Annotated in this window: 20 protein-coding genes; 10 read left to right on the top strand and 10 right to left on the bottom strand. The window is 54.2% G+C overall.

From position 1 onward, the window contains the following. The first annotated feature begins 24 nt into the window (after positions 1-24). Both topA and cysB read left to right on the top strand, forming a co-directional pair. Positions 25-2,622, top strand: coding sequence for a type I DNA topoisomerase (gene topA, locus DAQ1742_RS10090; RefSeq protein ID WP_035341963.1), 2,598 nt, complete (start codon positions 25-27; stop codon positions 2,620-2,622). A 335-nt stretch (positions 2,623-2,957) separates the two neighbouring features. Continuing rightward, complete coding sequence (gene cysB / locus DAQ1742_RS10085; RefSeq protein ID WP_180706096.1) at positions 2,958-3,932, top strand: HTH-type transcriptional regulator CysB; 975 nt, start codon at positions 2,958-2,960, stop codon at positions 3,930-3,932. 110 nt (positions 3,933-4,042) lie between these two features. Here cysB and nth read toward each other — a convergent pair whose 3' ends face one another. The 8 genes from nth to ydgT form a co-directional block, all read right to left on the bottom strand. After that, on the bottom strand, positions 4,043-4,678 hold the full coding sequence (gene nth / locus DAQ1742_RS10080; RefSeq protein WP_180706095.1) for an endonuclease III: 636 nt from the start codon (positions 4,676-4,678) through the stop codon (positions 4,043-4,045). Beyond that, complete coding sequence (locus DAQ1742_RS10075) at positions 4,671-5,375, bottom strand: electron transport complex subunit E (RefSeq protein WP_180706094.1); 705 nt, start codon at positions 5,373-5,375, stop codon at positions 4,671-4,673. The genes nth and DAQ1742_RS10075 overlap by 8 nt, the downstream gene beginning before the upstream one ends. After that, positions 5,372-6,001: an electron transport complex subunit RsxG gene (gene rsxG, locus DAQ1742_RS10070; protein WP_035346001.1), complete on the bottom strand. Its 630-nt coding sequence runs from the start codon at positions 5,999-6,001 to the stop codon at positions 5,372-5,374. Before rsxG ends, DAQ1742_RS10075 begins: the two co-directional genes overlap by 4 nt. Positions 6,002-6,013: 12 nt before the next feature. Then, a complete protein-coding gene (gene rsxD / locus DAQ1742_RS10065) occupies positions 6,014-7,066 on the bottom strand; it encodes an electron transport complex subunit RsxD (RefSeq protein WP_035341949.1) in 1,053 nt (350 codons plus the stop codon). Continuing rightward, entirely contained in the window at positions 7,067-9,223 is a 2,157-nt protein-coding gene (gene rsxC / locus DAQ1742_RS10060) for an electron transport complex subunit RsxC (RefSeq protein ID WP_035341946.1), read from the bottom strand. Beyond that, entirely contained in the window at positions 9,216-9,812 is a 597-nt protein-coding gene (gene rsxB / locus DAQ1742_RS10055) for an electron transport complex subunit RsxB (RefSeq protein ID WP_035341944.1), read from the bottom strand. The genes rsxC and rsxB overlap by 8 nt, the downstream gene beginning before the upstream one ends. Then, positions 9,812-10,393 (bottom strand): electron transport complex subunit RsxA, encoded by a 582-nt coding sequence (gene rsxA, locus DAQ1742_RS10050; RefSeq protein WP_035341942.1) that lies wholly within the window; start codon positions 10,391-10,393, stop codon positions 9,812-9,814. Before rsxA ends, rsxB begins: the two co-directional genes overlap by 1 nt. Before the next feature lie 247 nt (positions 10,394-10,640). Further along, positions 10,641-10,856, bottom strand: coding sequence for a transcription modulator YdgT (ydgT, locus tag DAQ1742_RS10045; RefSeq protein ID WP_035345999.1), 216 nt, complete (start codon positions 10,854-10,856; stop codon positions 10,641-10,643). A gap of 651 nt (positions 10,857-11,507) precedes the next feature. On the opposite strand from ydgT, the gene DAQ1742_RS10040 reads away from it, so the two are divergent. After that, positions 11,508-13,220: a polysaccharide lyase family protein gene (locus tag DAQ1742_RS10040; protein ID WP_035341940.1), complete on the top strand. Its 1,713-nt coding sequence runs from the start codon at positions 11,508-11,510 to the stop codon at positions 13,218-13,220. Positions 13,221-13,330: 110 nt separating this feature from the next. On the opposite strand, the gene araA is transcribed toward DAQ1742_RS10040, so the two are convergent. Together araA and DAQ1742_RS10030 are read right to left on the bottom strand one after the other, a co-directional pair. Then, positions 13,331-14,842, bottom strand: coding sequence for an L-arabinose isomerase (araA, locus tag DAQ1742_RS10035; RefSeq protein ID WP_035341938.1), 1,512 nt, complete (start codon positions 14,840-14,842; stop codon positions 13,331-13,333). Between the two features lie 66 nt (positions 14,843-14,908). After that, a complete protein-coding gene (locus DAQ1742_RS10030) occupies positions 14,909-16,588 on the bottom strand; it encodes a ribulokinase (protein WP_035341936.1) in 1,680 nt (559 codons plus the stop codon). A gap of 382 nt (positions 16,589-16,970) precedes the next feature. On the opposite strand from DAQ1742_RS10030, the gene DAQ1742_RS10025 reads away from it, so the two are divergent. The 7 genes from DAQ1742_RS10025 to DAQ1742_RS09995 all read left to right on the top strand — a co-directional run bounded on the left by DAQ1742_RS10025 (position 16,971) and on the right by DAQ1742_RS09995 (position 24,702). Beyond that, on the top strand, positions 16,971-17,954 hold the full coding sequence (locus DAQ1742_RS10025; RefSeq protein WP_035341934.1) for an arabinose ABC transporter substrate-binding protein: 984 nt from the start codon (positions 16,971-16,973) through the stop codon (positions 17,952-17,954). A 76-nt stretch (positions 17,955-18,030) separates the two neighbouring features. Further along, the gene (araG, locus tag DAQ1742_RS10020) at positions 18,031-19,557 is read left to right on the top strand and encodes an L-arabinose ABC transporter ATP-binding protein AraG (protein ID WP_035341932.1); all 1,527 of its coding nucleotides are present in this window, start codon (positions 18,031-18,033) and stop codon (positions 19,555-19,557) included. A gap of 18 nt (positions 19,558-19,575) precedes the next feature. Then, positions 19,576-20,568: an L-arabinose ABC transporter permease AraH gene (gene araH / locus DAQ1742_RS10015; RefSeq protein WP_035341930.1), complete on the top strand. Its 993-nt coding sequence runs from the start codon at positions 19,576-19,578 to the stop codon at positions 20,566-20,568. A gap of 70 nt (positions 20,569-20,638) precedes the next feature. Then, positions 20,639-21,589, top strand: a complete 951-nt coding sequence (gene araC / locus DAQ1742_RS10010) for an arabinose operon transcriptional regulator AraC (RefSeq protein WP_051124046.1) — start codon at positions 20,639-20,641, stop codon at positions 21,587-21,589. Positions 21,590-21,734: 145 nt separating this feature from the next. Then, positions 21,735-22,784 carry an oxidoreductase gene (locus DAQ1742_RS10005; protein WP_035341928.1) on the top strand — a complete coding sequence of 350 codons (1,050 nt, stop codon included), beginning with the start codon at positions 21,735-21,737 and terminating at the stop codon, positions 22,782-22,784. A 154-nt stretch (positions 22,785-22,938) separates the two neighbouring features. After that, complete coding sequence (locus DAQ1742_RS10000; protein WP_035341926.1) at positions 22,939-23,934, top strand: bile acid:sodium symporter family protein; 996 nt, start codon at positions 22,939-22,941, stop codon at positions 23,932-23,934. A 312-nt stretch (positions 23,935-24,246) separates the two neighbouring features. Beyond that, entirely contained in the window at positions 24,247-24,702 is a 456-nt protein-coding gene (locus DAQ1742_RS09995; RefSeq protein ID WP_180706304.1) for a DUF4440 domain-containing protein, read from the top strand. Positions 24,703-24,734 lie beyond the last annotated feature (32 nt).

The following is a 24,734-nucleotide window of genomic DNA, read 5'->3' as shown; positions in this document are numbered from 1 at the left end:
GAATTCAGTAGGTAACAATATATTATGGGTAAAGCTCTCGTTATCGTCGAGTCCCCGGCTAAAGCCAAAACGATTAACAAGTACCTTGGCAATGACTACGTGGTGAAATCCAGCGTGGGGCATGTGCGTGACTTGCCCACCAGTGGTTCGGCTGCCGTGAGCAAGAAAAGCGATGCCAGTGGGGAGAAACCCAAAAAAGCGGTTAAAAAAGATGAGCGCACCGCGCTGGTAAACCGCATGGGGGTTGACCCGTACCATGACTGGCAGGCGCACTATGAGATTTTGCCGGGGAAAGAAAAGGTTGTCTCTGAGCTCAAAGCGCTGGCAGAAAGTGCCGATCATGTTTATCTCGCAACCGACCTTGACCGCGAAGGGGAAGCCATTGCCTGGCACCTGCGGGAAATTATCGGTGGTGATGAAACGCGTTTTAGTCGTGTGGTGTTCAATGAGATAACCAAGAATGCCATTCGTCAGGCATTTGAACACCCAGGTGAACTGAACATTAGCCGTGTCAATGCGCAGCAGGCGCGTCGATTTATGGATCGCGTCGTGGGGTATATGGTTTCCCCGCTGCTGTGGAAAAAAATAGCGCGCGGCCTGTCTGCTGGCCGGGTGCAGTCGGTTGCCGTGCGTTTGGTGGTGGAGCGCGAACGCGAAATTAAGGCGTTTGTGCCACAAGAGTATTGGGAATTGCATGCGGATTTGCAGGCGGGCGATGTGCCCTTGCAGATGCAAGTCACTCACCACCTTGGCAAGCCATTTCGCCCGGTCAATGAGGCGCAAACTCAGGCGGCGCTCAGCCTGCTTTCGCAGGCCGGTTATGCCGTCACCGAGCGAGAAGATAAACCCACCAGCAGCAAACCGGGCGCGCCTTTTATTACCTCCACCTTGCAGCAGGCTGCCAGTACGCGCCTGGGCTTTGGTGTGAAGAAAACCATGATGATGGCGCAACGGTTGTATGAAGCGGGCCATATTACCTACATGCGTACTGACTCCACCAACCTGAGTCAGGATGCGCTCAGTATGGCGCGTGACTATATCCAGAGCGAATTCGGCAACCGCTATTTACCGCAAGAGCCTAACATTTACACCAGTAAAGAAAACTCTCAGGAAGCACATGAAGCCATTCGTCCATCGGATGTGAAGGTGCTGGCTGAGGGGCTTAAAGACATGGAAGCGGATGCCCAGAAGCTGTATCAGCTTATCTGGCGTCAGTTCGTGGCCTGCCAGATGACACCCGCACAGTATGATTCGACCACCCTGGTGGTCAGTGCCGCTGACTACCAATTGCGTGCCAAAGGTCGCACCTTGCGTTTTGATGGCTGGACGCGCGTGATGCCGGCGTTGCGCAAAAGCGATGAAGACCGCACGCTGCCAGCCATTGAGATTGGCCAGGTGATGGTGCTGGATAAATTGCTTCCCAGCCAGCATTTTACCAAACCGCCTGCGCGCTACAGCGAAGCGTCACTGGTAAAAGAGCTGGAAAAACGGGGTATTGGTCGTCCGTCTACTTATGCTGCAATCATTTCCACCGTGCAGGATCGTGGTTATGTTCGGGTGGAGAATCGCCGTTTCTATGCAGAGAAAATGGGCGAAATTGTTACCGACCGTCTGGAGGACAATTTCCGCGAGCTGATGAATTATGATTTCACCGCTCGGATGGAAAACAGTCTGGATTTGGTGGCGAATAATCAGGCGGAGTGGAAAGCCGTGCTGGATGAGTTTTTCGCTGAGTTCAGCCAGCAACTGGAAACCGCCGGGCTGGATCCTGAGGCCGGTGGCATGAAGCCAAATCAGATGATACTCACCAGTATCGATTGCCCGACCTGTGGCCGAAAAATGGGGATCCGTACGGCCAGTACCGGGGTTTTTCTTGGTTGCTCAGGTTATGCACTGTCGCCGAAAGAGCGCTGCAAAACCACCATTAACCTGATCCCGGAAGCGGAAGTGCTGAATGTGCTGGAAGGCGATGAGGCAGAAACCAACGCGCTGCTTGCCCGTCGTCGTTGCGCCAAATGTGGGACGGCGATGGACAGCTACCTGATCGATAACCAGCGTAAATTGCATGTGTGTGGTAACAACCCATCCTGCGATGGTTATGAAATCGAGCAGGGCGAATTTCGTCTGAAAGGGTATGACGGCCCGGTGGTGGAGTGCGAAAAATGCGGCTCCGATATGCACCTGAAAATGGGGCGCTTTGGTAAGTACATGGCCTGTACCCTTGAGAGCTGTGGCAATACCCGTAAAATTTTGCGCAATGGCGAGGTGGCTCCACCGAAAGAAGATCCGGTGCCATTACCGGAATTACCGTGCGAAAAATCAGAGGCGTATTTTGTGCTACGTGATGGTGCCGCAGGCGTTTTTCTGGCTGCGAACACTTTCCCCAAATCGCGTGAAACCCGTGCACCGCTGGTGGAAGAGCTGGTGCGTTTTCAAGACCGGCTGCCAGAGAAATTGCGTTATCTGGCGCAGGCTCCGGTGAGTGACCCGGCGGGCAATAAAACGCTGGTGCGTTTTAGCCGAAAAACCAAGCAGCAGTACATCTCTTCGGAAAAAGAGGGGAAAGCGACGGGCTGGTCTGCGTTTTATGTTGACGGTAAATGGGTTGAAAGTGAGCGTTAATTGCGCCGGAATTGATTGAAAGCGCGGTTTTTTAGTGTGATCGCGGTTAAATTACTGAAAGCCAGCCTGCAAAGGCTGGCTTTTTTGATCGCTGTACCATGAATATCGCCCGTATCCGGCCGATAAAGAGAAAGGAAATAAAAAGCCCGTTTTTCAGTATCGCTAAGGTCTAAATCGGTTGGTTGAGTGGTTATAAAAAATATTTTTTTATGATTAAATGGCATTTATGGCGAAAGTTCAGGGTTATAGCCTTAAGCCAGTGCCTTCTTGTCAATGCAGATAACGTCAACAACAGCGATGCCGCGCGCATGACATCTTACGGAATGGGATAACTTATGAAATTGCAACAGCTTCGTTACATTGTTGAAGTTGTTAATCACAATCTGAACGTATCTTCTACCGCCGAAGGGCTGTATACCTCGCAGCCGGGGATCAGTAAACAGGTGCGGATGTTGGAAGACGAACTGGGCATACAGATTTTTGCCCGTAGTGGTAAACATTTAACTCAGGTCACACCGCCGGGTCAGGAGATTATTCGTATCGCCAGAGAGGTGCTCTCCAAGGTTGATGCCATCAAAGCGGTGGCCGGAGAGCATACTTACCCGGATAAAGGTTCTTTGTATGTCGCGACTACCCATACGCAGGCGCGTTATGCACTGCCTGAGGTGATTCGCGGGTTTATCGAGCGCTATCCGCGTGTCTCTTTGCATATGCATCAGGGCTCACCGACACAAATTGCAGAAGCGGTTGCCAAAGGGTCGGCAGATTTTGCCATTGCTACCGAGGCACTGCATTTGTACGAAGACCTGATCATGCTGCCGTGTTATCACTGGAATCGTGCTGTGGTAGTGAAGCCCGATCATCCGCTGGCAGGTAAAAAGCACATCAGTATTGAAGAGCTGGCCGCGTATCCCATTGTAACCTATACCTTTGGGTTCACTGGTCGCTCTGAGCTGGATACGGCATTCAACCGCGCCGGGCTGACACCGCGCATCGTGTTTACGGCGACCGATGCCGATGTGATCAAAACCTACGTGCGGTTAGGGCTGGGCGTCGGGGTGATTGCCAGTATGGCGGTGGAACCGGCCAGTGATCCTGATCTGGTTGCTATCGGTGCCGATAATCTGTTCAGTTACAGTACCACCAAGATAGGTTTTCGCCGCAGTACCTTCCTGCGCAGTTACATGTATGACTTTATTCACCGTTTTGCTCCGCATTTGACCCGCGATGTTGTCGATACCGCGATTGCGCTGCGCTCGAATGAAGAAATTGAGGCGATGTTTAAAGATGTAACACTACCAATTAAGTGATACTGGCATTCAAATCGCCGCTGAGGTAAACGTCACCATCGATACGCTAAGGGCGGGGGAAACCCCGCCCTTAGCGTATGTGGTAGATGACATTACCGGCAGATGAGACGTTAAATATCTACCTTTTCTTTGAACTCGCACAGGTCTTCAATCAGGCAGGCTCCGCAGCGTGGTTTACGGGCAACACAGGTGTAGCGACCATGCAGAATGAGCCAGTGGTGGCAGTCAATTTTAAATTCGGCCGGCACCGATTTCAGCAGTTTCTCCTCCACCTGTTCTACCGTTTTACCGGGTGCAAAGCCGGTGCGATTACAGACGCGGAAAATATGGGTATCGACGGCGATAGTCGGCCAACCGAAGGCGGTATTGAGCACCACATTGGCTGTTTTACGCCCGACGCCCGGTAACGCTTCCAGCGCGGCACGATCTTCCGGTACACATCCCTGATGTTTATCGAGCAGGATCCGACACGTCTTGATGATGTTTTCCCGCTTTGCTGTTAAAAAGGCGATGGTTTTGATATAACTTTTAACGCCTTCAACGCCCAGAGCCAGCAGAGTCTCGGGGGTGTTAGCGACAGGATAAAGCCTGGCGGTGGCTTTATTGACGCTGACATCGGTTGCCTGTGCAGAGAGCAGCACCGAAATCAGTAACTCAAATGGTGAACTGAACACCAGCTCTGTCGTCGGGTGTGGGTTGTTTTCCCGCAGGCGGCGTAAAATAGCGGTACGCTTTTCTTTATTCATGAGGCTGCACCGCAGAGTGAGGCGAATAGGGTAAGGCGGTGCGCACAGTACGGGTACGCCGCTGCCTGAGCCGTTCATCAATAAGATGTTTTATCGCCAGCAGCAGGCCAAGCCCGATAAATGCGCCCGGTGGCAGGATCATCAAGAGGAAAGGGGAATCCATCTGGATGATTTCAACGCGCAGCACGCGTGCCCAACTGCCCAGCAGCAGGTCGGCTCCATCAAACAGCGTGCCGTTACCCAGTATCTCTCGCATGGCACCGAGCACAAACAGCGCGCTGGTGGCACCTAACCCCATAAACAGGCCATCCAGTGTGGAGGGCAGAACCGGGTTCTTTGAGGCGAAAGCTTCCGCCCGGCCAATCACAATACAGTTTGTCACAATCAGTGGAATAAAAATCCCCAGTGATTGATAGAGGCCATAGGCATAGGCGTTGATCAACATCTGTACGATAGTGACCACGGATGCTATCAGCATGACGTAAATCGGAATGCGGATTTCCCCGGGCACCCAGCGGCGCAGTGCCGAGACGGCAAAGTTGGTGCAGGCTAACACCAGGGTGGTAGCCCAGCCCAACCCGAGCGCGTTGGTTGCCGTGGAGGTGATCGCCAGTAATGGACACAGGCCCAGCAACTGCACCAGCGCCGAGTTGTTTTTCCACAATCCTTGTATTATCAGTTCTTTGGTCTGACTCATGACTTGTCTCCACACGGTTGCAGGTGTGATAACTGTGGTGGCAGCGTGTGTAGCCACAATGCGCCGCGTTTTACCGCATTGACCACGGCCCGTGGTGTGATAGTTGCCCCGGTAAACTGGTCGAACTGGCCCCCGTCTTTTTTCACCGCCCAGCGACTGTCATTCGGCCCCTGCACGGTTTTACCACTAAAATGGCGTATCCATTCAGAAATGCGAATGTCGATTTTGTCGCCCAGCCCCGGCGTTTCATGATGTTCGGTCACCCGCACGCCCAGCACATTGCCCTGAAAATCTGCGCCAATCAGCAGGTGTATGGCACCGGAGTAGCCGTCGGGGGCGGTGCTTTCCAGCGCGGCTGCGACAGGTTCACCATCGCGGCGGGCGATATAAACCCGATGTGTGGAGGCGGAGCCTAATGCCGCATCGGTTATCTGATAGCATTCCCCCAGTAAGTCGTTGGTGTAACGGTCGGCAGGCAGCACTTGTGCCAGCAATGCGCGTTGCTGGGTAATGACCTGCTGGGCGATGGTGTGTTCCGTCAGCGCGTTGACCAGCGCGGTCAGGCCGGTGGTGATGGCAGCAAATAGCGCCAGCGTGGTCGCGTGGCGGCGCATGGTAGTCAGCAACATAACCTGTCCTTAAGCGTGCCCATAAGCGCGTGGCTTGGTGAAATAATCAATCAGCGGCACCGTGATGTTGGCCAGCAAAACGGCAAAAGCCACCCCGTCGGGATAGCCGCCATAGGTTCGGATAAGCCATACCAGTAAACCTATCAGGGCACCGAAAATCAGCCGGCCTTTTGGAGTGGTTGAGGCGGTGACCGGATCGGTGGCGATAAAAAATGCCCCCAGCATGGTGGCACCGGAGAACAGATGCAGCAGCGGTGGTGCGCTGATTTCGGGGTGGAAAAACACCCCAGCCTGTGAACTTAAGGCCAAAACCAGCAAGAAACTGAGCGGGATCTGCCAGTGAATGACCCGCACCAGCAGCATCAACACCCCACCGGCTAAAAAGCCGAGGTTGACCCACTGCCAGCCTGCGCCACTGTGCATGTTTGTGAATAATGACGATGGCACCAGCGCCTCGGCCGGGTGCCCGCTGCGTAACCCGGTTTTAAAGGCATCCAGCGGTGTTGCCTGGCTGATGCCGTCCACGGCCTGAAGCATCTGCTGCACAGGCTGGCCGCTACTGCCATGGCCGGTAAAAATAGCCATGAGAGCCTCGCTGAAACCGAATGGGGCAGCCTGTAGCCCGGTGGCGGGCAACCAACTGGTCATCTGCACCGGAAACGAGATAAGCAACACCACGTAACCTATCATGGCCGGGTTAAACGGGTTCTGGCCGAGGCCACCGTACACCTGTTTGGCAACAATAATCGCAAACAGTGTGCCGAGCACCACCATCCACCAGGGTGTCAGCGGCGGCAGGCTCACGCCAAGCAGGACGGCGGTGAGCAGGGCGGAATTATCTTGCAGGGTTTCCAGCACCGGACGCTTTCTCAGTGACAGTGTCACGGATTCGGCGATAAGTGCGGTGATACATGCCAGCGCAATTTGAATGAGGTTGCCATAACCAAAAAACCAGGCCTGTGCGGCGATGCCTGGCACGCAGGCAAACAGCACCCATCGCATGATGGTGCGTGTTGACTGGCGATTATGGGTGAACGGTGAGGGTGCGATTCTAAAAGCCATTTAATCCTCTTGCGCTGCCAGTGCAGCGGCAGCCTTGCGTGCTTTAACCCGGGCAATCGCTTCAGCCACAGCGGCTTTGCGCGGGTCAGTGATGGGATGAGGCTCGGCCTCGCTCAATGCTGGCGATGTGTTAGCGTCAGCAACAGGTGTGTTAGCCTCATCCACCGTTGTGCTGCCTGCCGCGGGAGCGGGTATGGCAGACAAGGACATCGCGCCGTCAGGCTGTGACGGTGTCACGTTATCACTCAGCCCTGATTGCGCCGCCTTGCGTGCTTTCACCCGGGCGATAGCGGCAGCAACCGCCGCCTGACGAGGGTCTGCCTGCTGGCTGACCGGTGCTGTCGGCGCGCGGTGGCTCGCGGTTGTTGCCGCGTCGTGCGCTTCATGCCTGCGGGCTTTTGCGCGCGCAATCGCGGCCGCCACGGCGGCTTTACGCGGGTCTTGTGCGGTTGCAGCCTCGTCGTGCGTGGGCGGCGTGCTGTGCGTTAACGCCATGCCTGCCTGATTATCCCCGGCGCTGTGTGCTTTTTCTGCCTGATGCTGACGGGCCTGTGCTTTGCGGGCTTCACGGGCGGCGATGACAGCCCGGTTATCTGGCAACTGGCCGCCCTCAATGCGCAGTTCAGGCGGGATGGCTCCGGCCTGCTTGTGGCGCACGCGTTCAAGTGCTGCCATCACGGCGGCCTTGTCCGAGCCGGACACCGTTGCCGCCGCCTGCTGATGACGTAACTGGCGCGCCTGTTTTTCCTGCTCAAGCCTTGCCTGACGGGCATCAAAACGCGCTTTGGCCTGTGCGGCTTTCTGCGCTTCTCTGTCTAATGCCTGAATTTCAGCTTTTTCCTGACGGTAATACTGTACTAACGGAATATTGCTGGGGCAGACGTAAGCACAGGCTCCGCACTCAATACAATCAAACAGATGGTGCTGGCGGGCTTTTTCGTGCTCATCGCCACGGCTGAACCAGTAAAGCTGTTGCGGTAACAACCCCGCCGGGCAGGCATCTGCACATTTCCCGCAGCGAATACACGCCTGTTCTTCATCCGGCGGCTGAATTTCATCACGCGCCGGGGCCAAAATACAGTTGCTGGTTTTAATCACCGGCACATCGAGCGCAGGCAGGCTAAACCCCATCAGTGGCCCGCCCATCACGACCATTGGCTGGGTGGTCGTGACATGATAACCGGCGTGGCGCAGTAAATGTCGCACCGGTGTGCCCAGCCGTGCCCAGACATTACCCGGATTGCGCAGTGCATCACCGGTGAGCGTCACCACACGTTCGGTGAGTGGCTCACCGTTGATGACCGCGCGCTTAATGGCATACGCCGTACCGACGTTCTGCATCAGTACGCCGATGGCGGCGGAGTGTTTTCCGAACGGCACTTCTTTGCCCGTCAGGATTTTCGTGAGCTGTTTAGCCCCGCCAGAGGGATACTTGGTTGGGATCACCCGCATGGCGATACGTGGAAAATCGCCCAGGACCTGACGCAATGCCGCGATAGCCTCGGGTTTGTTATCCTCAATGCCCAGCAGAATGCGTTTGGGTTGCAGCAGGCTATCGAGAATATCAATACCTTGTGCTATCTCTTGTGCGCACTCTTGCATCAGGCGGTCATCCGCGGTGATGTAGGGTTCGCATTCGGCGGCATTAATTATCAGCGTTTCAATGCGCTGTAATCCGCCTTGTAATTTGGCAGCGGTTGGAAAACCGGCCCCACCCAGGCCTGCAATACCGGCCTGATGCAGATGTGCCAGCAGTTGTGACGGCGAGCATTGTCGGTAATCATCAAGGGGCTGGCGTTCACACCAACTGTCCTGACCATCAGGCATCAGGATGATGCTCAGCTCCGTTAAGCCCGAGGGGTGATTGCTAAGATGATGGCGGATAGCATGAACCGTGCCGGACGTCGGCGCGTGTACGGGCAACATTTTGCCTGTACCACGGGTCAGCGGCTGGCCGCGCAAGACCCGATCGCCGACGTTAACGCACACGTCGCCTTGTGGCCCAATATGTTGTTTGAGCGGAATAATAAAGTAATCCGGCAGCGGAACCTGACGCAGCGGTATCCGGCTGGACTGGGTTTTCATTTCCGGGGGGTGGATCCCGCCTTTAAAGTCCCAGATTCTGTCTTTTCTGAAGGCGGCGAACAGCTTAAACATGGTTGTTTATCACCGGATTAGGGTATTGCGACTGAATAACATGAACCGGAATGGCGTCGAGGTTCCATTTCCAGTGAGTCGGGGTCGGCGCTATCGGCCTTAAGTCGATACAATCTGTTGGGCATGGCGGCACGCACAGATTACAGCCGGTGCATAGGTCATGGATAACGGTATGTACCGCACGGGTGCTACCGACAATCGCATCGACCGGGCAGGCCTGAATACACTTGGTACAGCCAATACAATTGCTTTCGTCAATCCAGGCAACCTGCGCTAACGGCTGGGCTGGCGCATCCTCAGAAAGCGGCTGTGGTTCTATGTTCAGGCATTCGGCCAGTTTTAGCATCAGCGCTTCACCACCGGGCACACACTTATTGATCTGCTCACCGTTTAGCGCGATGGCTTGTGCATAAGGGCGACACCCTGGGTAGCCGCATTGACCGCACTGGCTTTGTGGCAGCATGGCATCGATTTGCTCGGCTACCGGATCATCCTGAACCTCAAAACGGCGTGACGCGAAGCCCAGAATGAGCCCGGCAACGCTCGCCAGCGCGCTAAGTGCAACAATCGCTATCCAGATAACGGTCATCAGAATCTCACCAATCCGGTAAAGCCCATAAAGGCCAACGACATCAATCCGGCGGTCACCAGTGCGATGGAGGCCCCGCGAAACGGTACGGGCACATCCGCGACGGCAAGGCGCTCGCGTAAGGCGGCAAACAGTACCAGCACCAGTGAGAACCCGGCAGCGGCGCTAAAGCCATAAACGGTCGCTTGCAGGAAGTTATGCGATTGGTTCACGCTCAGTAAAGCGACCCCGAGTACAGCGCAGTTGGTGGTTATCAACGGTAGATAAATTCCCAGCAGCCGGTAGAGTACCGGGCTGGTTTTACGCACAGCCAACTCGGTGAACTGGACGACCACAGCAAACACCAGGATAAAAGCCAGTGTTCTGAGGTAGGGCAGGTTAAACGGCAACAACACATAGGCGTTGACCAGCCAGGAAAATACCGACCCGACCGTCATTACAAACGTCGTGGCAAACCCCATGCCGATGGCCGCTTCCAGTTTTTTGGACACACCCATAAAAGGGCACAGGCCAAGGAATTTCACCAAAACAAAATTGTTGACCAGAATGGTGCCAACAAACAACAAAACATATTCGCTCATGACAGTGCCTACAAAACAAAACCGACGCATTATCCGGCATTGTCTGTCATTCGACAACTTACCCAATGTAGGGATATTGCGTGGCAGCGTCCTGCGTGGGGTAAAATGGCATAAAAAAACAGCGTGCCTGGTGATATCCGTATCAGGCAGTGCTGTTTCAGGAGGGGATATGTGACCTGTTGCACGGATGCTTATTTACGCCGAGTCAGCATGCCGTTTGACAGCATCAGGCGATAATGCGGGCAGGCTAAATGACAAAATGCCAGACGGTTTTTGGCACCCGCCCCACATCAAACAGCTTCCCGCCGGCGGCTAATTCAGCCCGGCGATGATCGGCTGCACGGTACATATTGATAATCTCATGGTTGTCAGTCAGAGAATAATTGAGATGGTCGAACAATTTCTCCAGACTGTCAGCCGTATTGACCTTTCTGAATTTTAATAAATATTCGTAGACGCTCATTCGTAAAAAATCAGCAATAAAGTGAAAAAGGGTTTCAGTATATTCTTCGTGATACATCTGTCCAGTGTTGAATTTAAAAAACGGGGGGTATTAACGTGCTATTGAATAAAAATAGCATGACTCTCCTCAAATCAGGTGCGGCAACGGGTATCGTGATTATATTGCCGGGAGAATTAACCTGTTTTACCTGCTAATGATAGGGTAATTAATTAGAGTCCATATAATTTTACCGACGCAATATCCCATATTGTGCCGAGACGATACGCTATTTACAGCCAGCGCATGATGATGAGCCGGGCGAGCGGCTGCAAAAAATAGCGGGTGCAGGTTTACTGCTGTTCGCAATCTGCTCAGACGTTTACCCCTATTAACTGAAAATGCGAACAGCGCCACGGTGTTCTTTGTTTTTCTGCCATGAAATCGCCAGCAGGGGCAATGGCGAAAAGGTGTTGTCCGGTGCGACTGAGCAAAATGGGGGTACGCCCAGCGGGCGCAAGGCATATCAGGAAAGACACTGGTGTGGTATCTGAACAGTATGCCATTGATTTTGCGGGCGGGCTGATGCCTGTGGTAACGGGTAGCCAGAAGCTTGCCGTATTGCGCTGTAGCAGGCCTGCAAACTGAATAATAAAGGTGAATAAGGGAAACCATATGCAAGGCAGATTACATCTTATCGCATTCGGTATGTTGTGCTCTTCGCTGGCACAGGCCGCGACCTCAGCGGATGTCAGTATGGCGCTTTCCGGTATGAAAGCCCAGTTGGATAATGGCCTGGTGTCAGTGGCAATTGGTAGCGATGGCAGCATTGGGACATTGTCGAATGGTAGCCAAAATCTTATTGATAAAGCCAATGCCCAGGTCAATGCGCTGGGAAAAAGCAGTACCGGCTATCTGGACTATTATTCTGGTGCATTTTTGAAATTTAAACCGCAACAGGTTTCTGTTATTGAAAACACTAAAGACACTGCACACATTGCGTATATCGATAATGAAACCAGTGCCCTCAGTCTGGAATATCATTTTATCATCAGACGTGGCGTCAGTGGTGTTTACAGCTATGCCGTTGCACGTAATGGCACGAGCGCTAACCTGACTGTGAGTGAATTGCGTGGCGTCTACCGTTTTAATCCCTTCTTGTTAGATAATATCTCTAACGGTATTCGTAGCACCAAGCCCTATCTTTATTCTCAACTCGATAAGTTTGAGAAAATTCAGGATGAAACCTGGAAGTTACCGGATGGCAGTTATTATTCCAAATACGACTTTTCCAGTTATCTGCGTAAAACCCCGGTCTGGGGCGTGTACGGTAACAACATTGGTGCATGGATTGTGCCGGGAAGTTCGGAGTTCTTTTCAGGCGATGACACCAAACAGGACTTGATGGTGCATCAGGACGGTCTGGCAATCATGTATATGACCGGCTCGCATTTTGGCACCCCTGATTTGATAGCGCCTCCCGGCTGGCAGAAGCTCTACGGCCCGTGGCTGTTGTATGTCAATGCGGGCACCGAAGATCAGATGTACCGTGATGCACTGGCGCGCAGCCAGCAGGAAAAAGCCGACTGGCCTTATAACTGGGTGAATGACACGCGCTTCCCGGTTGACAGGGTTAGCGTCAGCGGGCGTATCAATACCACGCAGCCGATGAACCTTACGCTCACTTCGTCGTTGAACGAGCCTTCAGAGGTACAAACGCTGGGCTATGCCTTTACCACCAATACGGATTCGCAGGGTAACTTCCGTTTCGACAAAGTGCGCAAAGGCAAATATACCCTGACCATTTATGCCAATGGCGGTGCGCGCCCCGGCGTGCTGTATAGCGATGTGGTGGATGTGAGCGCCAATACGGTGGTGCCTGCGATTGCATTGTCGCAGGCTGCGCCGCTGGTGTGGTCTATCGGTAATAGCGACCGTCTGGCAGGGGAATTCAGGTTTGGCGATAAGCTACGTAATTACCACTGGCAGAATGATGTGCCCGCCAGCCTGACTTACACCATTGGCCAGTCAAGCCCATCACAAGACTGGTATTACGCCCAGACTAACCCCGGTGACTGGAATGTGAGCTATGTTGACCGGGCTGATGGCAGCGCTCGGGTACTGAATGTGGCGTTTGCTGCCGCCAGTAACCGGGGCATGACAAACCCGACAACGCCGTCATTATCGGTACTGGTTAATGGTACCAAAGTGAAAGACATCCAGTATGACAATGACAAAGCGATATATCGCGGGGCGTTAAATAGCGGCAAATACCACTATGAACGCATTGCGATTGACGGTGGGCTGCTGCGTGATGGCGCGAATACCATTACGTTCCGGCTGAACGGTGGCACCTTTATGTATGATGTTGTTACGCTGACGAAGTAGCGGGCGGTGCAGAACATCCCACCGAAACCTGGACCAGTACAGCCGGGTTTCGGTGGGTTTTTTATGCCTGTCTGAATGGTGTTTACATCCTTGCCTTTAACGCATTGCTTTTACCCCTGGGCCTGGTTAAGGCGGTAGTACAGGGCATTCCAGCGCAGGCTGTCGCGGAATTCGGGCAGCGTGGTGCGCGAGTCAATCACGGACAGTTCAATGTTGTGCAACTCGGCGTACAAACGCAGATAATCCACATCCAGCGCCTGACTAAATACCGTGTGATGGGCACCACCGGCCACTATCCACGCTTCTGCGGCCACTTCCAGTGACGGTTGGGCGTGCCATACGGCCCTGGCGACCGGCAATCTGGGCAGGGGATGGGGCGGCGCGACGGTATCAACCTGATTGACCAGCAGACGAAAACGATCGCCGAGATCGATAAGGCTGGCATTTATCGCCGGGCCTGCTGGCGCTGAAAAAATCAGCCTTGCAGGGTCGGCCTTGCCGCCAATGCCCAGATACTGCACATCCAGCAACGGTTTGTTTTCGCTGGCGATGCTGGGGCAGACTTCCAGCATGTGCGCCCCCAGCACCAGCGGTGTGCCGGGGGAAAAATGGTAGGTGTAATCTTCCATAAACGAGGTGCCGCCGGGCAACCCTTGAGCCATGACTTTCATGCAGCGCAGCAGCGCGGCGGTTTTCCAGTCACCTTCGGCACCAAATCCGTAGCCTTGCTGCATCAGGCGTTGTACCGCGATGCCGGGCAGTTGTTTCAGGCCATGAAGGTTTTCGAAATTGGTGGTGAAGGCATGAAAGCTGCCCTGTTGCAGAAAACGTTTCAGACCCAGCTCAATGCGGGCTGCATCCAGCAGGTTTTGGCGTTTGGGCCCATGCAGTTTAACGGCATCGCTTAACTGATAACTCGCTTCGTACTCTTCAATCAGGGTATCGACCTCGCCATGGCTGATATCGTCTATCACCCCGGCCAGGTCACCAGGCCCCCAGGCGCTCACCGAGTAACCAAACTGGATTTGTGCCGCGACCTTATCCCCTTCCGTCACCGCGACTTCACGCATGTTGTCACCAAAGCGGGCGATTTTCAGCTGGCGGCTTTCCTGGCGTGCAGCGGCAACGCGCATCCATTTGGCAATGCGCGCCTGCGCGTTGCTATCCTGCCAGTGGCCCGCCACCACCTGATGCGCCAGACGCATACGTGCGCCAATGAAACCAAACTCCCGGCCACCGTGAGCGGTCTGGTTCAGGTTCATGAAATCCATATCCATGCTGTCCCACGGGATCTCGGCATTAAACTGGGTATGAAACTGTAAGAGCGGTTTATTCAGAATACTCAGGCCGCCAATCCACATTTTGGCCGGAGAGAAGGTGTGCAGCCAGGTCAGCAGGCCAATGCACTGTTCCTGATTGTTGGCATCACGGCACAGTGCGGTAATTTCATCCGGGGTCTTGACCAGCGGTTTGAGAACCAGCCGCACCGGCAGGCTGGCATCACGGTTAAGCCCGTTGACCACCTTTTCGGCGTTTTCTTTCACCTGACGCAAGGTTTCCGGGCCATACAGATGCTGGCTGCCAATCACAAACCAGACTTCAAGTGACGTAAAGTGTTCCATGATAACTCCTGTTTGGGTTCCCAAAAGGGATGTCAATAGAGTGACGGGGCTGACTCGTGATTAACCTCAGCGCGTACTGATGGGTGTGTAGGCGGTCTGCGCCAGTTGGCTCCACTGCTGATAACGCTGATACAGCAACTGATAACGGGCGACGCGTATCGGGTCAGGCAGCAGGGTGCGTTCAACCCCACAGGCCATATGCCGTTGTGCGCCAGGGATATCCGGGTGAATGTTGGCCGCGACCGCGGCGAAAATCGCCGCCCCCAGCGCACAGCACTGATCGGAGGCGGCGATATGCAGCGGGCGGTTCATGACATCGCTGCACACCTGCATAATGGTGGGCGATTTTCGCGCAATACCTCCCAGCGCCAGTAAGTTGTCTACCGGGATCTGCTGCGATTCAAAGCAGGCCATGATGGCGCGCGCGCCAAATGCGGTGGCGGCAATCAGCCCACCGAAAAGTGCCGGTGCATCAGTACCGAGATTGAGATCGGTTATCACCCCTTTCAGGCGCTGATCGGCGTAGGGAGTGCGGCGGCCATTGAACCAATCGAGCACCACGGGTAAGTGTTCCAGGGAAGGGGCGTCAGCCCAGGCTTGCGTTAACTGCGCCAGTAACTGTGATTGCAATTGATCCAGTGCGGTTGACCACTCGGGGTGCTCGCGGGCAGCCAGCTTGAGCGGCCATCCCAGCACCCGGCCAAACCAGGCATAGATATCGCCAAATGCAGACTGCCCGGCTTCCAGACCGATATAGCCAGGAATGACACTGCCATCAACCTGACCGCAGATCCCGGCAATCGTCTGGTTGCCAACCCGCTCGGCCTCCGCTATCAGGATGTCGCAGGTGGAGGTGCCGATGACTTTAACCAGCGTGTAGGGTTGTGCGCCGGCCCCGACTGCGCCCATATGGCAGTCAAAAGCACCGCCAGACACCGTCACCGTTGCAGGCAGGCCAAGACGGTGTGCCCATTCTGCGGTTATCTTTCCAACCGGGACGTCGGCCGTCCAGGTTTCGGTAAATAAGGGCGCGTGCAGCCGGTGTGTCAGGCAAGGGTCAAGCGCGTGTAAGAATGCCTGCGCAGGCAGGCCGCCCCAGTCCGGGTGCCAGAGGGATTTATGGCCTGCGCTGCATCGCCCCCGGCGAAGGGCATCAGGCGCGGTGGTGCCGCTCAGTAAGGCGGGTACCCAGTCACATAACTCTACCCATGAAACCGCGCACTGACAGACGGCCGCATCATGGCGGCTGATATGGAGAATTTTGGCCCAAAACCATTCTGAAGAGTAAACCCCGCCGCTGTAACGCGTGTAATCGGGGAACTGGCCGCTGTGACACAACCGGTTAATCGCTTCGGCTTCTTCAATCGCGGTGTGGTCTTTCCAGAGAATAAACATGGCATTCGGGTTGTCGGCAAACTCGGGGCGTAATGCCAGTATCTGGCCGCGTTCATCAATGGGCGCGGGGGTTGAGCCGGTGCTGTCAACGCCGATCCCCACTATCTGCTGGCGCTGTTTGTCACTCAGTCGCATTGTCACCGCCTGAATGGCACGCTCCATCGACTCAATATAATCGAGCGGGTGGTGGCGAAACTGATTGCTGGATGGATAGCAATAAAGACCTTGCTGCCAGCGCGAATAGTAGACCACCTCTGTGTCCAATTCCTGACCGGTAAAGCAATCCACCGCCAGTGCACGGACGGAATCGCTGCCAAAGTCAAGACCGAGCGTAATGGCATCCGCACGCATCGTCGCTGCTCCTGTTAGTTATAGGGATAACGCTGTTTACGATAGACAGCACGAAAACGGGCGGTGAGGAGCGATTGGCTGGAAGTATGCATTTTTCTGTCGCTCTTCTGGGTTTTGTGATGCGGCTCAAAGGTTAACGGCAGGTTAAATTTGCTGAATCTATGCACGAATTGGCTGTAGTTTGTGAATGTGATAGCGCTCTCTCTTCGTGGTGAAAATACCCGCTACAACTTACGCGTCTGACCGGGCCGGAAGATGGAGTTTTTCTAACTTATTGTTTTTCCATTTATCCCCGAAGTGACTGTGTGCCTAATGCGTTATACACACAGGAGGGCAAGCCCGGTTGCCAGCGTGTTAACGACAATCATCAGCGGAGAAGACCATGCATAAATTCACTCGGGTTATGGCGGCGATAGGCCTGGCTGCCGTTATGTCACAATCCGCTATCGCGGAAAGCATGAAACTGGGCTTTTTAGTCAAACAGCCGGAAGAGCCGTGGTTTCAGACAGAGTGGCGATTTGCCGACAAAGCCGGTAAGGATTTGGGATTTGAGGTAATGAAAATTGCCGTACCGGACGGTGAGAAAACCCTCAATGCCATTGATAGTCTGGCGGCCAGTGGCGCGAAAGGGTTTGTGATTTGTACGCCCGACCCGAAATTGGGGCCAGCGATTGTGGCTAAAGCACGCAGCTATAACCTGAAAGTGATTGCCGTGGATGACCAGTTTATTAATGCCAAGGGGCAACCGATGGACAGCGTGCCGCTGGTGATGATGGCCGCCACCAAGATTGGTGAGCGTCAGGGGCAGGAGTTATGGAAAGAGATGCAAAAGCGCGGCTGGAAAGGGCAAGACACCGCGGTGATGGCGATTACGGCCAATGAGCTTGATACCGCGCGCCGTCGTACCAGTGGGTCGATAGCGGCACTGAAAGCCGCCGGTTTCCCTGAACAACAGATCTACCAGGTGCCGACCAAATCCAATGACATCCCCGGCGCATTTGATGCGGCCAACGCGCTGTTAGTGCAGCACCCTGGCGTGAAGAACTGGCTGGTGGTTGGCATGAACGATAACACCGTACTCGGGGGCGTGCGGGCAACCGAAGGTCAGGGTTTTAAGGCCATCAGCGTGATTGGCATTGGCATTAATGGCGTGGATGCAGTCAGTGAGTTGTCGAAGGCGCAACCGACCGGCTTCTATGGCTCACTGCTGCCAAGCCCGGATGTCCACGGCTACAAAAGTATTCAGATGCTGCATGACTGGGTGACTAAAGGTGTAGAGCCGCAAGCATTTACTGAGGTGACCGACGTGGTTCTGATTACACGCGATAACTTCAAAGTCGAATTACAGAAAAAAGGCCTGATGTAATGTGCCCGCCCGGCTTCCCTGAGCGTTGAAAAGCCTCGGGTGGAGACGGCCCGTGCAGACCACTGAGGATGCTGAAATGACTGAACAGTCACCGTATTTATCTTTCCGGGGTATTAGCAAAGTTTTTCCTGGCGTCACCGCGCTCGATGACATCAGTTTTGACTGCCATGCCGGACAAATCCATGCGTTGATGGGCGAGAACGGCGCGGGGAAATCCACATTATTAAAAATTCTGAGTGGCAACTACACGCCGTCGCAGGGCGAGATTCAGATTAAGGGGCAACCCGTGCGTTTTGACAGCACCCTGGGCGCACTGAACGCGGGCGTGGCGATTATCTATCAAGAGTTGCATTTGGTCGCGGAAATGACGGTGGCAGAGAATATCTATCTGGGGCAACTGCCACACAAAGGCGGGCTGGTAAACCGCTCGTTGCTGCGCTACGAGGCGGGTTTACAACTGGCGCATTTGGGGCTGGATATCGACCCGGACACCCCGCTTAAATACTTGTCTATCGGTCAGTGGCAGATGGTGGAAATCGCTAAAGCGCTGGCGCGTAACGCCAAAATTATTGCCTTTGACGAACCGACCAGCTCGCTGTCGGCACGGGAAATTGAGCAGTTATTTCGGGTTATCCGTGAATTACGTGAGCAAGGGCGGGTGATTTTGTATGTGTCGCACCGTATGGAGGAGATTTTCGCCCTCAGTGATGCCATCACGGTGTTCAAAGATGGGCGCTACGTAACAACCTTTACCGATATGCAACAGGTGGATAATGCACAACTGGTTCAGGCGATGGTGGGGCGTAACCTGGGCGATGTGTATGGCTATCAACCGCGAGCGTTGGGGGAGCCGCGTCTAACGTTGCAGCAGGTGAAAGCCATTGGTGTCAGGGAGCCGGTGTCGCTGTCTGTGCGGCGCGGTGAAATTGTCGGGCTGTTTGGTCTGGTGGGAGCCGGGCGCAGCGAATTGATGAAGGCGCTGTTTGGCGCGACCGGTATTACCGCCGGAAACGTGCTGCTTGATGGTAAGCCATTACGGGTGCGAACGCCCGCCGATGCCATTCGTCAGGGCATGATGCTGTGCCCGGAAGACCGCAAAGCTGATGGCATTATCCCGGTGCACTCGGTGCGCGATAACATCAATATCAGCGCCCGGCGTAAGCATGTCCGGTATGGTTTTCTGATTAATGAAGCCTGGGAGCAGGAGAACGCCGGGCACCATATTGCTGCGTTGAATATCAAAACCCCGTCGGCGCAGCAACTCATCATGAACTTATCCGGTGGTAACCAGCAGAAGGCTATTCTTGGTCGCTGGCTGTCTGAGGAGATGAAGGTCATCCTGCTTGATGAGCCGACGAGAGGGATAGATGTGGGGGCCAAACATGAGATTTATCATGTGATCTATGCGCTGGCGCACCAGGGGATCGCGGTGCTGTTTGCCTCCAGCGACCTGCCTGAAGTGCTGGGGCTGGCCGATCGTATTGTCGTGATGCGCGAGGGCGCGATTTCCGGTGAACTGTTGCACGATGAGGCCAGCGAGCAGAGCGTCCTGAGTCTGGCGATGTTAAAAACCACGACCACCACTGAACACGCGGTTGCCTGACCGCCAAGGAGTCGATGAATGTCTACAGTTACTTCCCCTTCCCGGTTGGCTAAACATAAACATCCGGGGTTTCGTTTATCCCGTATCTGGGATAACTACGGCATGCTGGTGGTATTTGCCGCGTTGTTTCTGGCCTGTGCACTGTTCGTGCCGAATTTTGCCACCTTTGTGAACATGAAAGGGCTGGGGCTTGCGATTTCCATGTCCGGTATGGTGGCCTGCGGTATGCTGTTTTGCCTGGCCTCCGGTGATTTTGATTTATCGGTCGCCTCGGTGATTGCCTGTGCTGGTGTGACTACGGCTGTGGTGATTAACCTGAGTGCAAGCCTGTGGCTTGGCGTTGGAGCCGGTTTATTACTGGGCGTGGCATTTGGTCTGCTCAATGGTTTTGTTATTGCCCGACTGAAAATAAATGCCCTCATCACCACGCTTGCCACCATGCAAATTGTACGTGGGCTGGCCTACATCATTTCTGATGGCAAGGCGGTCGGCATAGAGGACGAGCGATTTTTTACCCTGGGTTACGCGAACTGGTTCGGCTTGCCTGCGCCTATCTGGCTGACGGTATTTTGCATGATAGTCTTCGGATTACTGCTCAACAGAACAACCTTTGGCCGTAACACGCTGGCCATTGGTGGCAACGAAGAGGCTGCCCGGCTTGCCGGGGTGCCGGTAGTGCGCACCAAGATTATCATTTTTGGCTTATCCGGCCTGGTTTCCGCAGCGGCGGGGGTCATTCTGGCTTCCCGCATGACCAGTGGCCAGCCCATGACCTCAATGGGTTATGAGCTGATCGTCATTTCTGCCTGTGTTTTGGGCGGAGTTTCACTGAAAGGCGGTATTGGCAAGATATCTTATGTGGTGGCGGGGGTATTGATTTTAGGAACGGTGGAAAATGCCATGAATTTACTCAATATTTCGCCGTTTGCGCAGTATGTGGTGCGCGGTCTTATTCTGCTGGCCGCCGTGATTTTTGACCGCTACAAACAACTGGCAAAGAAAACGGCCTGATGCCCTGGCGGGTAAGGCAGGACAGACGAACATCCCTTTTGGGAAAGGCGAGTCCCTTTCTGGAGGACGTATGTATCACCGCATGTCGCATGAATCACAGCCGAATCCGCTATTGCCCGGTTATGCGTTTAACGCCTATCTGGTCGCTGGCCTTACCCCGATTCTGGCCGGAGGGCCGCTGGATTTTTTTATCGACAGACCTGATGGCATGAAGGGGTATATCATCAACCTGACCATCAAAGGGCAAGGAAAAGTGCTGGATGGCGATGAGACTTTTTTCTGTCATTCCGGCGATCTGCTGCTGTTTCCTCCGCGCTCGCGCCACTATTATGGTCGCGCCCCCGGCAGTGACTGCTGGTATCACCGTTGGGTTTATTTCCGCCCTCGTGCCTATTGGGCCGACTGGCTTGAATGGCACAGCAAAGAGCATGATGTCGGGCGCTTACATCTGGCAAGCCCCGACCTGCTTCAGGAGTTTGATGCGCTGTTTGCCTCGATTGAACAGACTCACCTCTCGGGTCGGCGCTTTGCCGAAGAGCTGGCAATGAACTTGCTTGAGCGCCTGCTCTTACGTGCGATGGAAGAAGATCCCCAAAGTCCGCAGCGCATCATGGATCCGAGAATTATCGAGGCGTGCCAGTTCATTACCGGTAATCTTGCCGGGGAATTACGTATTGATGAGGTGGCGCGGCATGTCTGCCTGTCACCGTCCCGGCTGGCGCACCTGTTCCGTGATCAGGTGGGGGTGAATATTTTGCGCTGGCGCGAAGACCAGCGGGTGATCCGTGCCAAATTGTTGCTGCAAACGACGCAGGAATCGATAGCCGCCGTTGGCCGGGTAGTGGGCTATGACGACCAGCTTTATTTCTCGCGTGTATTTCGCAAGCGGGTCGGCGTGAGTCCGAGCGATTTTCGTCGTCGCAACAGCGAAATTCATCATCCGGTGTTGCCGCCGTCCAGCACACCGGAGGTGGCTCATCGTGCGCGGCATTCGCCTCATCTCTGGCGTGTAACGCGCTGATTGTGCAGGCGACCCGTCAATCGCTGTTTTCCCGGTGCTATACTAAAGGAATATGTTGCACACTTATTAATTCGGTGCAGCTTAATTCCAACAGGAGAATACTCTGTCCTGACCCAGGGCCGCGTATCAATGAGGGGAAATAAGTATGGCGGATACCATCCGTGTTGGTTTGCTGGGTTACGGGTATGCCAGCAAAACGTTTCATGCGCCACTGATTAGCGCCACCTCCGGCATGAAGCTGGCAGCGGTTTCCAGCAGTGACGCGACCAAGGTGCAGGCTGACTGGCCATCAATGAGAGTGACCCCGGACGCGCAAACGTTGTTTGACGACCCATCGATTGACTTAATCGTTATCCCCACACCGAATGATACCCATTTCCCGCTGGCCAGGCAGGCACTGGCTGCCGGTAAACATGTGGTGGTGGATAAACCTTTTACCGTGACGTTGTCACAAGCGCGTGATTTACAGCAGCAGGCCGAACAGCGCGGTAAGCTGCTGTCTGTTTTTCATAACCGCCGCTGGGATAGCGATTTCCTGACCCTCAAACAACTGCTGAAAACCGGTGTGTTAGGCGAGGTGGTGTATCTGGAGTCGCATTTTGATCGCTACCGGCCACAGGTTCGCCAGCGCTGGCGCGAAGAAGGCGGCGAAGGCAGCGGTATCTGGTTTGATTTGGCTCCACACCTTATTGACCAGGCATTACAACTGTTTGGCCCGCCGGTGGCGATCCAGGCTGATTTGGCGCAACTGCGCCCAGGCAGTAAAGCCACGGACTATTTTCATGCCACGCTTATTTATCCTCAGCGTCGTGTTGTCTTGCATGCCTCGATGCTGGCGGCGGCACAAAGCGCCCGCTATACCGTGCATGGTACTCAGGGCAGTTATGTGAAATTCGGGCTTGACCCACAAGAAGCGCGGTTGAAAAGCGGTGAGAAACCACAAGATCACCGCGACTGGGGGCTGGATAGCAGCGACGGCGTGTTAACACTGCATCATGAAGGTGAGCTGGCGCAGCAGACGGTGCCGACGATTCCCGGCCATTATCAGTCCTATTACGCCGGAATACGTGAGGCTTTGCTGGGGCGTGCGGAGAATCCGGTGCCCGTCGCTCAGGCCATTAGTGTCATGGAACTCATTGAACTGGGCGTAACTTCTCACGTACAGAAAAAAGCGATGACACTGAAGAGTGGCTGATCGGCTTTCGTCATGATTTGTGACGTAAAACTCGGTCTGTCCGGCGGTTTTCTGCCTTGCAATATGCAGGCGTATTGCCGATAGTGGGGCATGATGTCAGCAGGCGATCTTAGGGTCGCCTGTATTTTTTTATGTCTGAGGATACCAACACGCTATGGCATGGTTACAACGCTTGAAGATTGATAAATTTTTGCTGGTTTTGGTTTCGGTGGTTATTACCGCCTCGCTCTTTCCGTGTGAGGGGGTGGTCAAAGTCTTTTTTGAGAACCTGACGACGGCAGCGATTGCATTACTGTTTTTTATGCATGGCGCTAAGTTATCGCGTGAAGCGATTACCGCCGGTATGAGTCACTGGCGATTGCATCTGGTGGTGTTTGCCAGCACCTTTGTGCTGTTTCCGCTGCTCGGTGTCGGCATGGCGTTTTTGTCGCCTCAGGTGCTGACGCCGGGCTTATATCTCGGTTTTCTGTATTTGTGTGCGCTGCCGGCCACTGTTCAGTCGGCGATTGCGTTTACGTCTATGGCGCGGGGCAACGTTGCTGCGGCGATGTGTAGTGCCTCTGCATCCAGTATTCTTGGGGTGTTTCTGTCACCGGTACTGGTCGGGCTGCTGATGCATACCCAGGGCGGCCAGACCGACACGCTGCATGCCATCGGGTCTATCATCATGCAATTAATGGTGCCGTTTGTGATTGGGCATCTGTCGCGACCGCTGATTGGTCGCTGGGTAGATAAACACCGTAAACTGATTAATATCACCGACCGGTCATCGATTCTGTTGGTGGTCTACGTTGCTTTTAGTGAAGCGGTGGTGCAGGGCATTTGGCACCAGATTAATGGCTGGTCACTGCTGGCGGTGGTCATTTGCTCTCTGGTGTTGCTGGCGGTGGTGCTGGTGTGTACCACGTTTGCGGCTCGCAAACTCGGGTTCAGCACTGCTGATGAGATTACCATCGTGTTTTGTGGCTCGAAAAAGAGCCTGGCCAACGGTATTCCGATGGCCAATGTGCTGTTCCCGGCGGCAGCGGTTGGCGCGATGGTGCTGCCGTTGATGATTTTTCACCAGATTCAGTTGATGGTGTGTGCCACGCTGGCGCAGCGTTATGCCAAGCGAACCGAGCCTGAAGCGCTACAGAAGGATGTTGTGTAAAACGTGGCGGCATCGTGCACTGAAACTCAAGGGTGTCTAAAGTATCGCGTGCTAAAAAAGTGTATGAAAGCCGTGCAGCACGCGATGGAATGAGATATAAAAAAGCGTTTCAAAAAAATGATGACATTGGTAGAAACGATTACAGTTATAGTTTCATATTGTTATGATTTTAATTTGAAATGATTTATGATGGTTATCATCGGTGAGACAAGTGCGAGAGCACCAATACCGTTCTGGCGAGCGGCTGAGGCTGTCGCCTTGCGCTTACGATGTTAGGGAAAGGTTAATCAATCATTGTGCATGAGGGATAGAATGTATAAAAAGTTATTGTTATCGCTGGGTTTACTCGTCGCGGCTGGCACGTCTTCGGCTTATGCTGCTGACACGCAAACCTGCGTCAAGACCGATGAGAAAACCATTGCCAGTCTGTTTGATCGCTGGAATCAGTCTCTTCAGACGGGGGAGGCTAAAAAGGTCAACGCGAATTACGCAACCGATGCGGTACTGTTGCCTACGCTGTCTGACCAGATACGCACCAATGATGCGGAACGTATTGATTACTTCGAACATTTCCTGCTGAAAAACCGGTTGGTAAAATTGATAAATCGGGTGATTAAGATCGGCTGTAACGAGGCGCTGGATATCGGTAACTACACCTTTACTTTCGGCGACAAATCACAGGCCAAAGCCCGTTACACTTATACCTATGCGTTTAAAAACGGCCAGTGGCTCATCACCAGTCATCACTCCTCCGTACAGCCGAAATAAAACAGTAGACGGACTATGCACTTAGCATATTG

This window comes from Dickeya aquatica, from assembly GCF_900095885.1.
In the GTDB taxonomy this organism is placed as follows: Bacteria; Pseudomonadota; Gammaproteobacteria; order Enterobacterales; family Enterobacteriaceae; genus Dickeya; species Dickeya aquatica.
This window is presented reverse-complemented; position numbering and strand designations above follow the sequence as displayed.

Excerpts from the sequence above, each read along its gene's own strand:
- topA (WP_035341963.1), top strand. The coding sequence starts at position 25 with ATGGGTAAAGCTCTCGTTATCGTCGAGTCCCCGGCTAAAGCCAAAACG.
- cysB (WP_180706096.1), top strand. The coding sequence starts at position 2,958 with ATGAAATTGCAACAGCTTCGTTACATTGTTGAAGTTGTTAATCACAAT.
- nth (WP_180706095.1), bottom strand. The coding sequence starts at position 4,678 with ATGAATAAAGAAAAGCGTACCGCTATTTTACGCCGCCTGCGGGAAAAC.
- DAQ1742_RS10075 (WP_180706094.1), bottom strand. The coding sequence starts at position 5,375 with ATGAGTCAGACCAAAGAACTGATAATACAAGGATTGTGGAAAAACAAC.
- rsxD (WP_035341949.1), bottom strand. The coding sequence starts at position 7,066 with ATGGCTTTTAGAATCGCACCCTCACCGTTCACCCATAATCGCCAGTCA.
- rsxC (WP_035341946.1), bottom strand. The coding sequence starts at position 9,223 with ATGTTTAAGCTGTTCGCCGCCTTCAGAAAAGACAGAATCTGGGACTTT.
- rsxB (WP_035341944.1), bottom strand. The coding sequence starts at position 9,812 with ATGACCGTTATCTGGATAGCGATTGTTGCACTTAGCGCGCTGGCGAGC.
- rsxA (WP_035341942.1), bottom strand. The coding sequence starts at position 10,393 with ATGAGCGAATATGTTTTGTTGTTTGTTGGCACCATTCTGGTCAACAAT.
- ydgT (WP_035345999.1), bottom strand. The coding sequence starts at position 10,856 with ATGAGCGTCTACGAATATTTATTAAAATTCAGAAAGGTCAATACGGCT.
- DAQ1742_RS10040 (WP_035341940.1), top strand. The coding sequence starts at position 11,508 with ATGCAAGGCAGATTACATCTTATCGCATTCGGTATGTTGTGCTCTTCG.
- araA (WP_035341938.1), bottom strand. The coding sequence starts at position 14,842 with ATGGAACACTTTACGTCACTTGAAGTCTGGTTTGTGATTGGCAGCCAG.
- DAQ1742_RS10030 (WP_035341936.1), bottom strand. The coding sequence starts at position 16,588 with ATGCGTGCGGATGCCATTACGCTCGGTCTTGACTTTGGCAGCGATTCC.
- DAQ1742_RS10025 (WP_035341934.1), top strand. The coding sequence starts at position 16,971 with ATGCATAAATTCACTCGGGTTATGGCGGCGATAGGCCTGGCTGCCGTT.
- araG (WP_035341932.1), top strand. The coding sequence starts at position 18,031 with ATGACTGAACAGTCACCGTATTTATCTTTCCGGGGTATTAGCAAAGTT.
- araH (WP_035341930.1), top strand. The coding sequence starts at position 19,576 with ATGTCTACAGTTACTTCCCCTTCCCGGTTGGCTAAACATAAACATCCG.
- araC (WP_051124046.1), top strand. The coding sequence starts at position 20,639 with ATGTATCACCGCATGTCGCATGAATCACAGCCGAATCCGCTATTGCCC.
- DAQ1742_RS10005 (WP_035341928.1), top strand. The coding sequence starts at position 21,735 with ATGGCGGATACCATCCGTGTTGGTTTGCTGGGTTACGGGTATGCCAGC.
- DAQ1742_RS10000 (WP_035341926.1), top strand. The coding sequence starts at position 22,939 with ATGGCATGGTTACAACGCTTGAAGATTGATAAATTTTTGCTGGTTTTG.
- DAQ1742_RS09995 (WP_180706304.1), top strand. The coding sequence starts at position 24,247 with ATGTATAAAAAGTTATTGTTATCGCTGGGTTTACTCGTCGCGGCTGGC.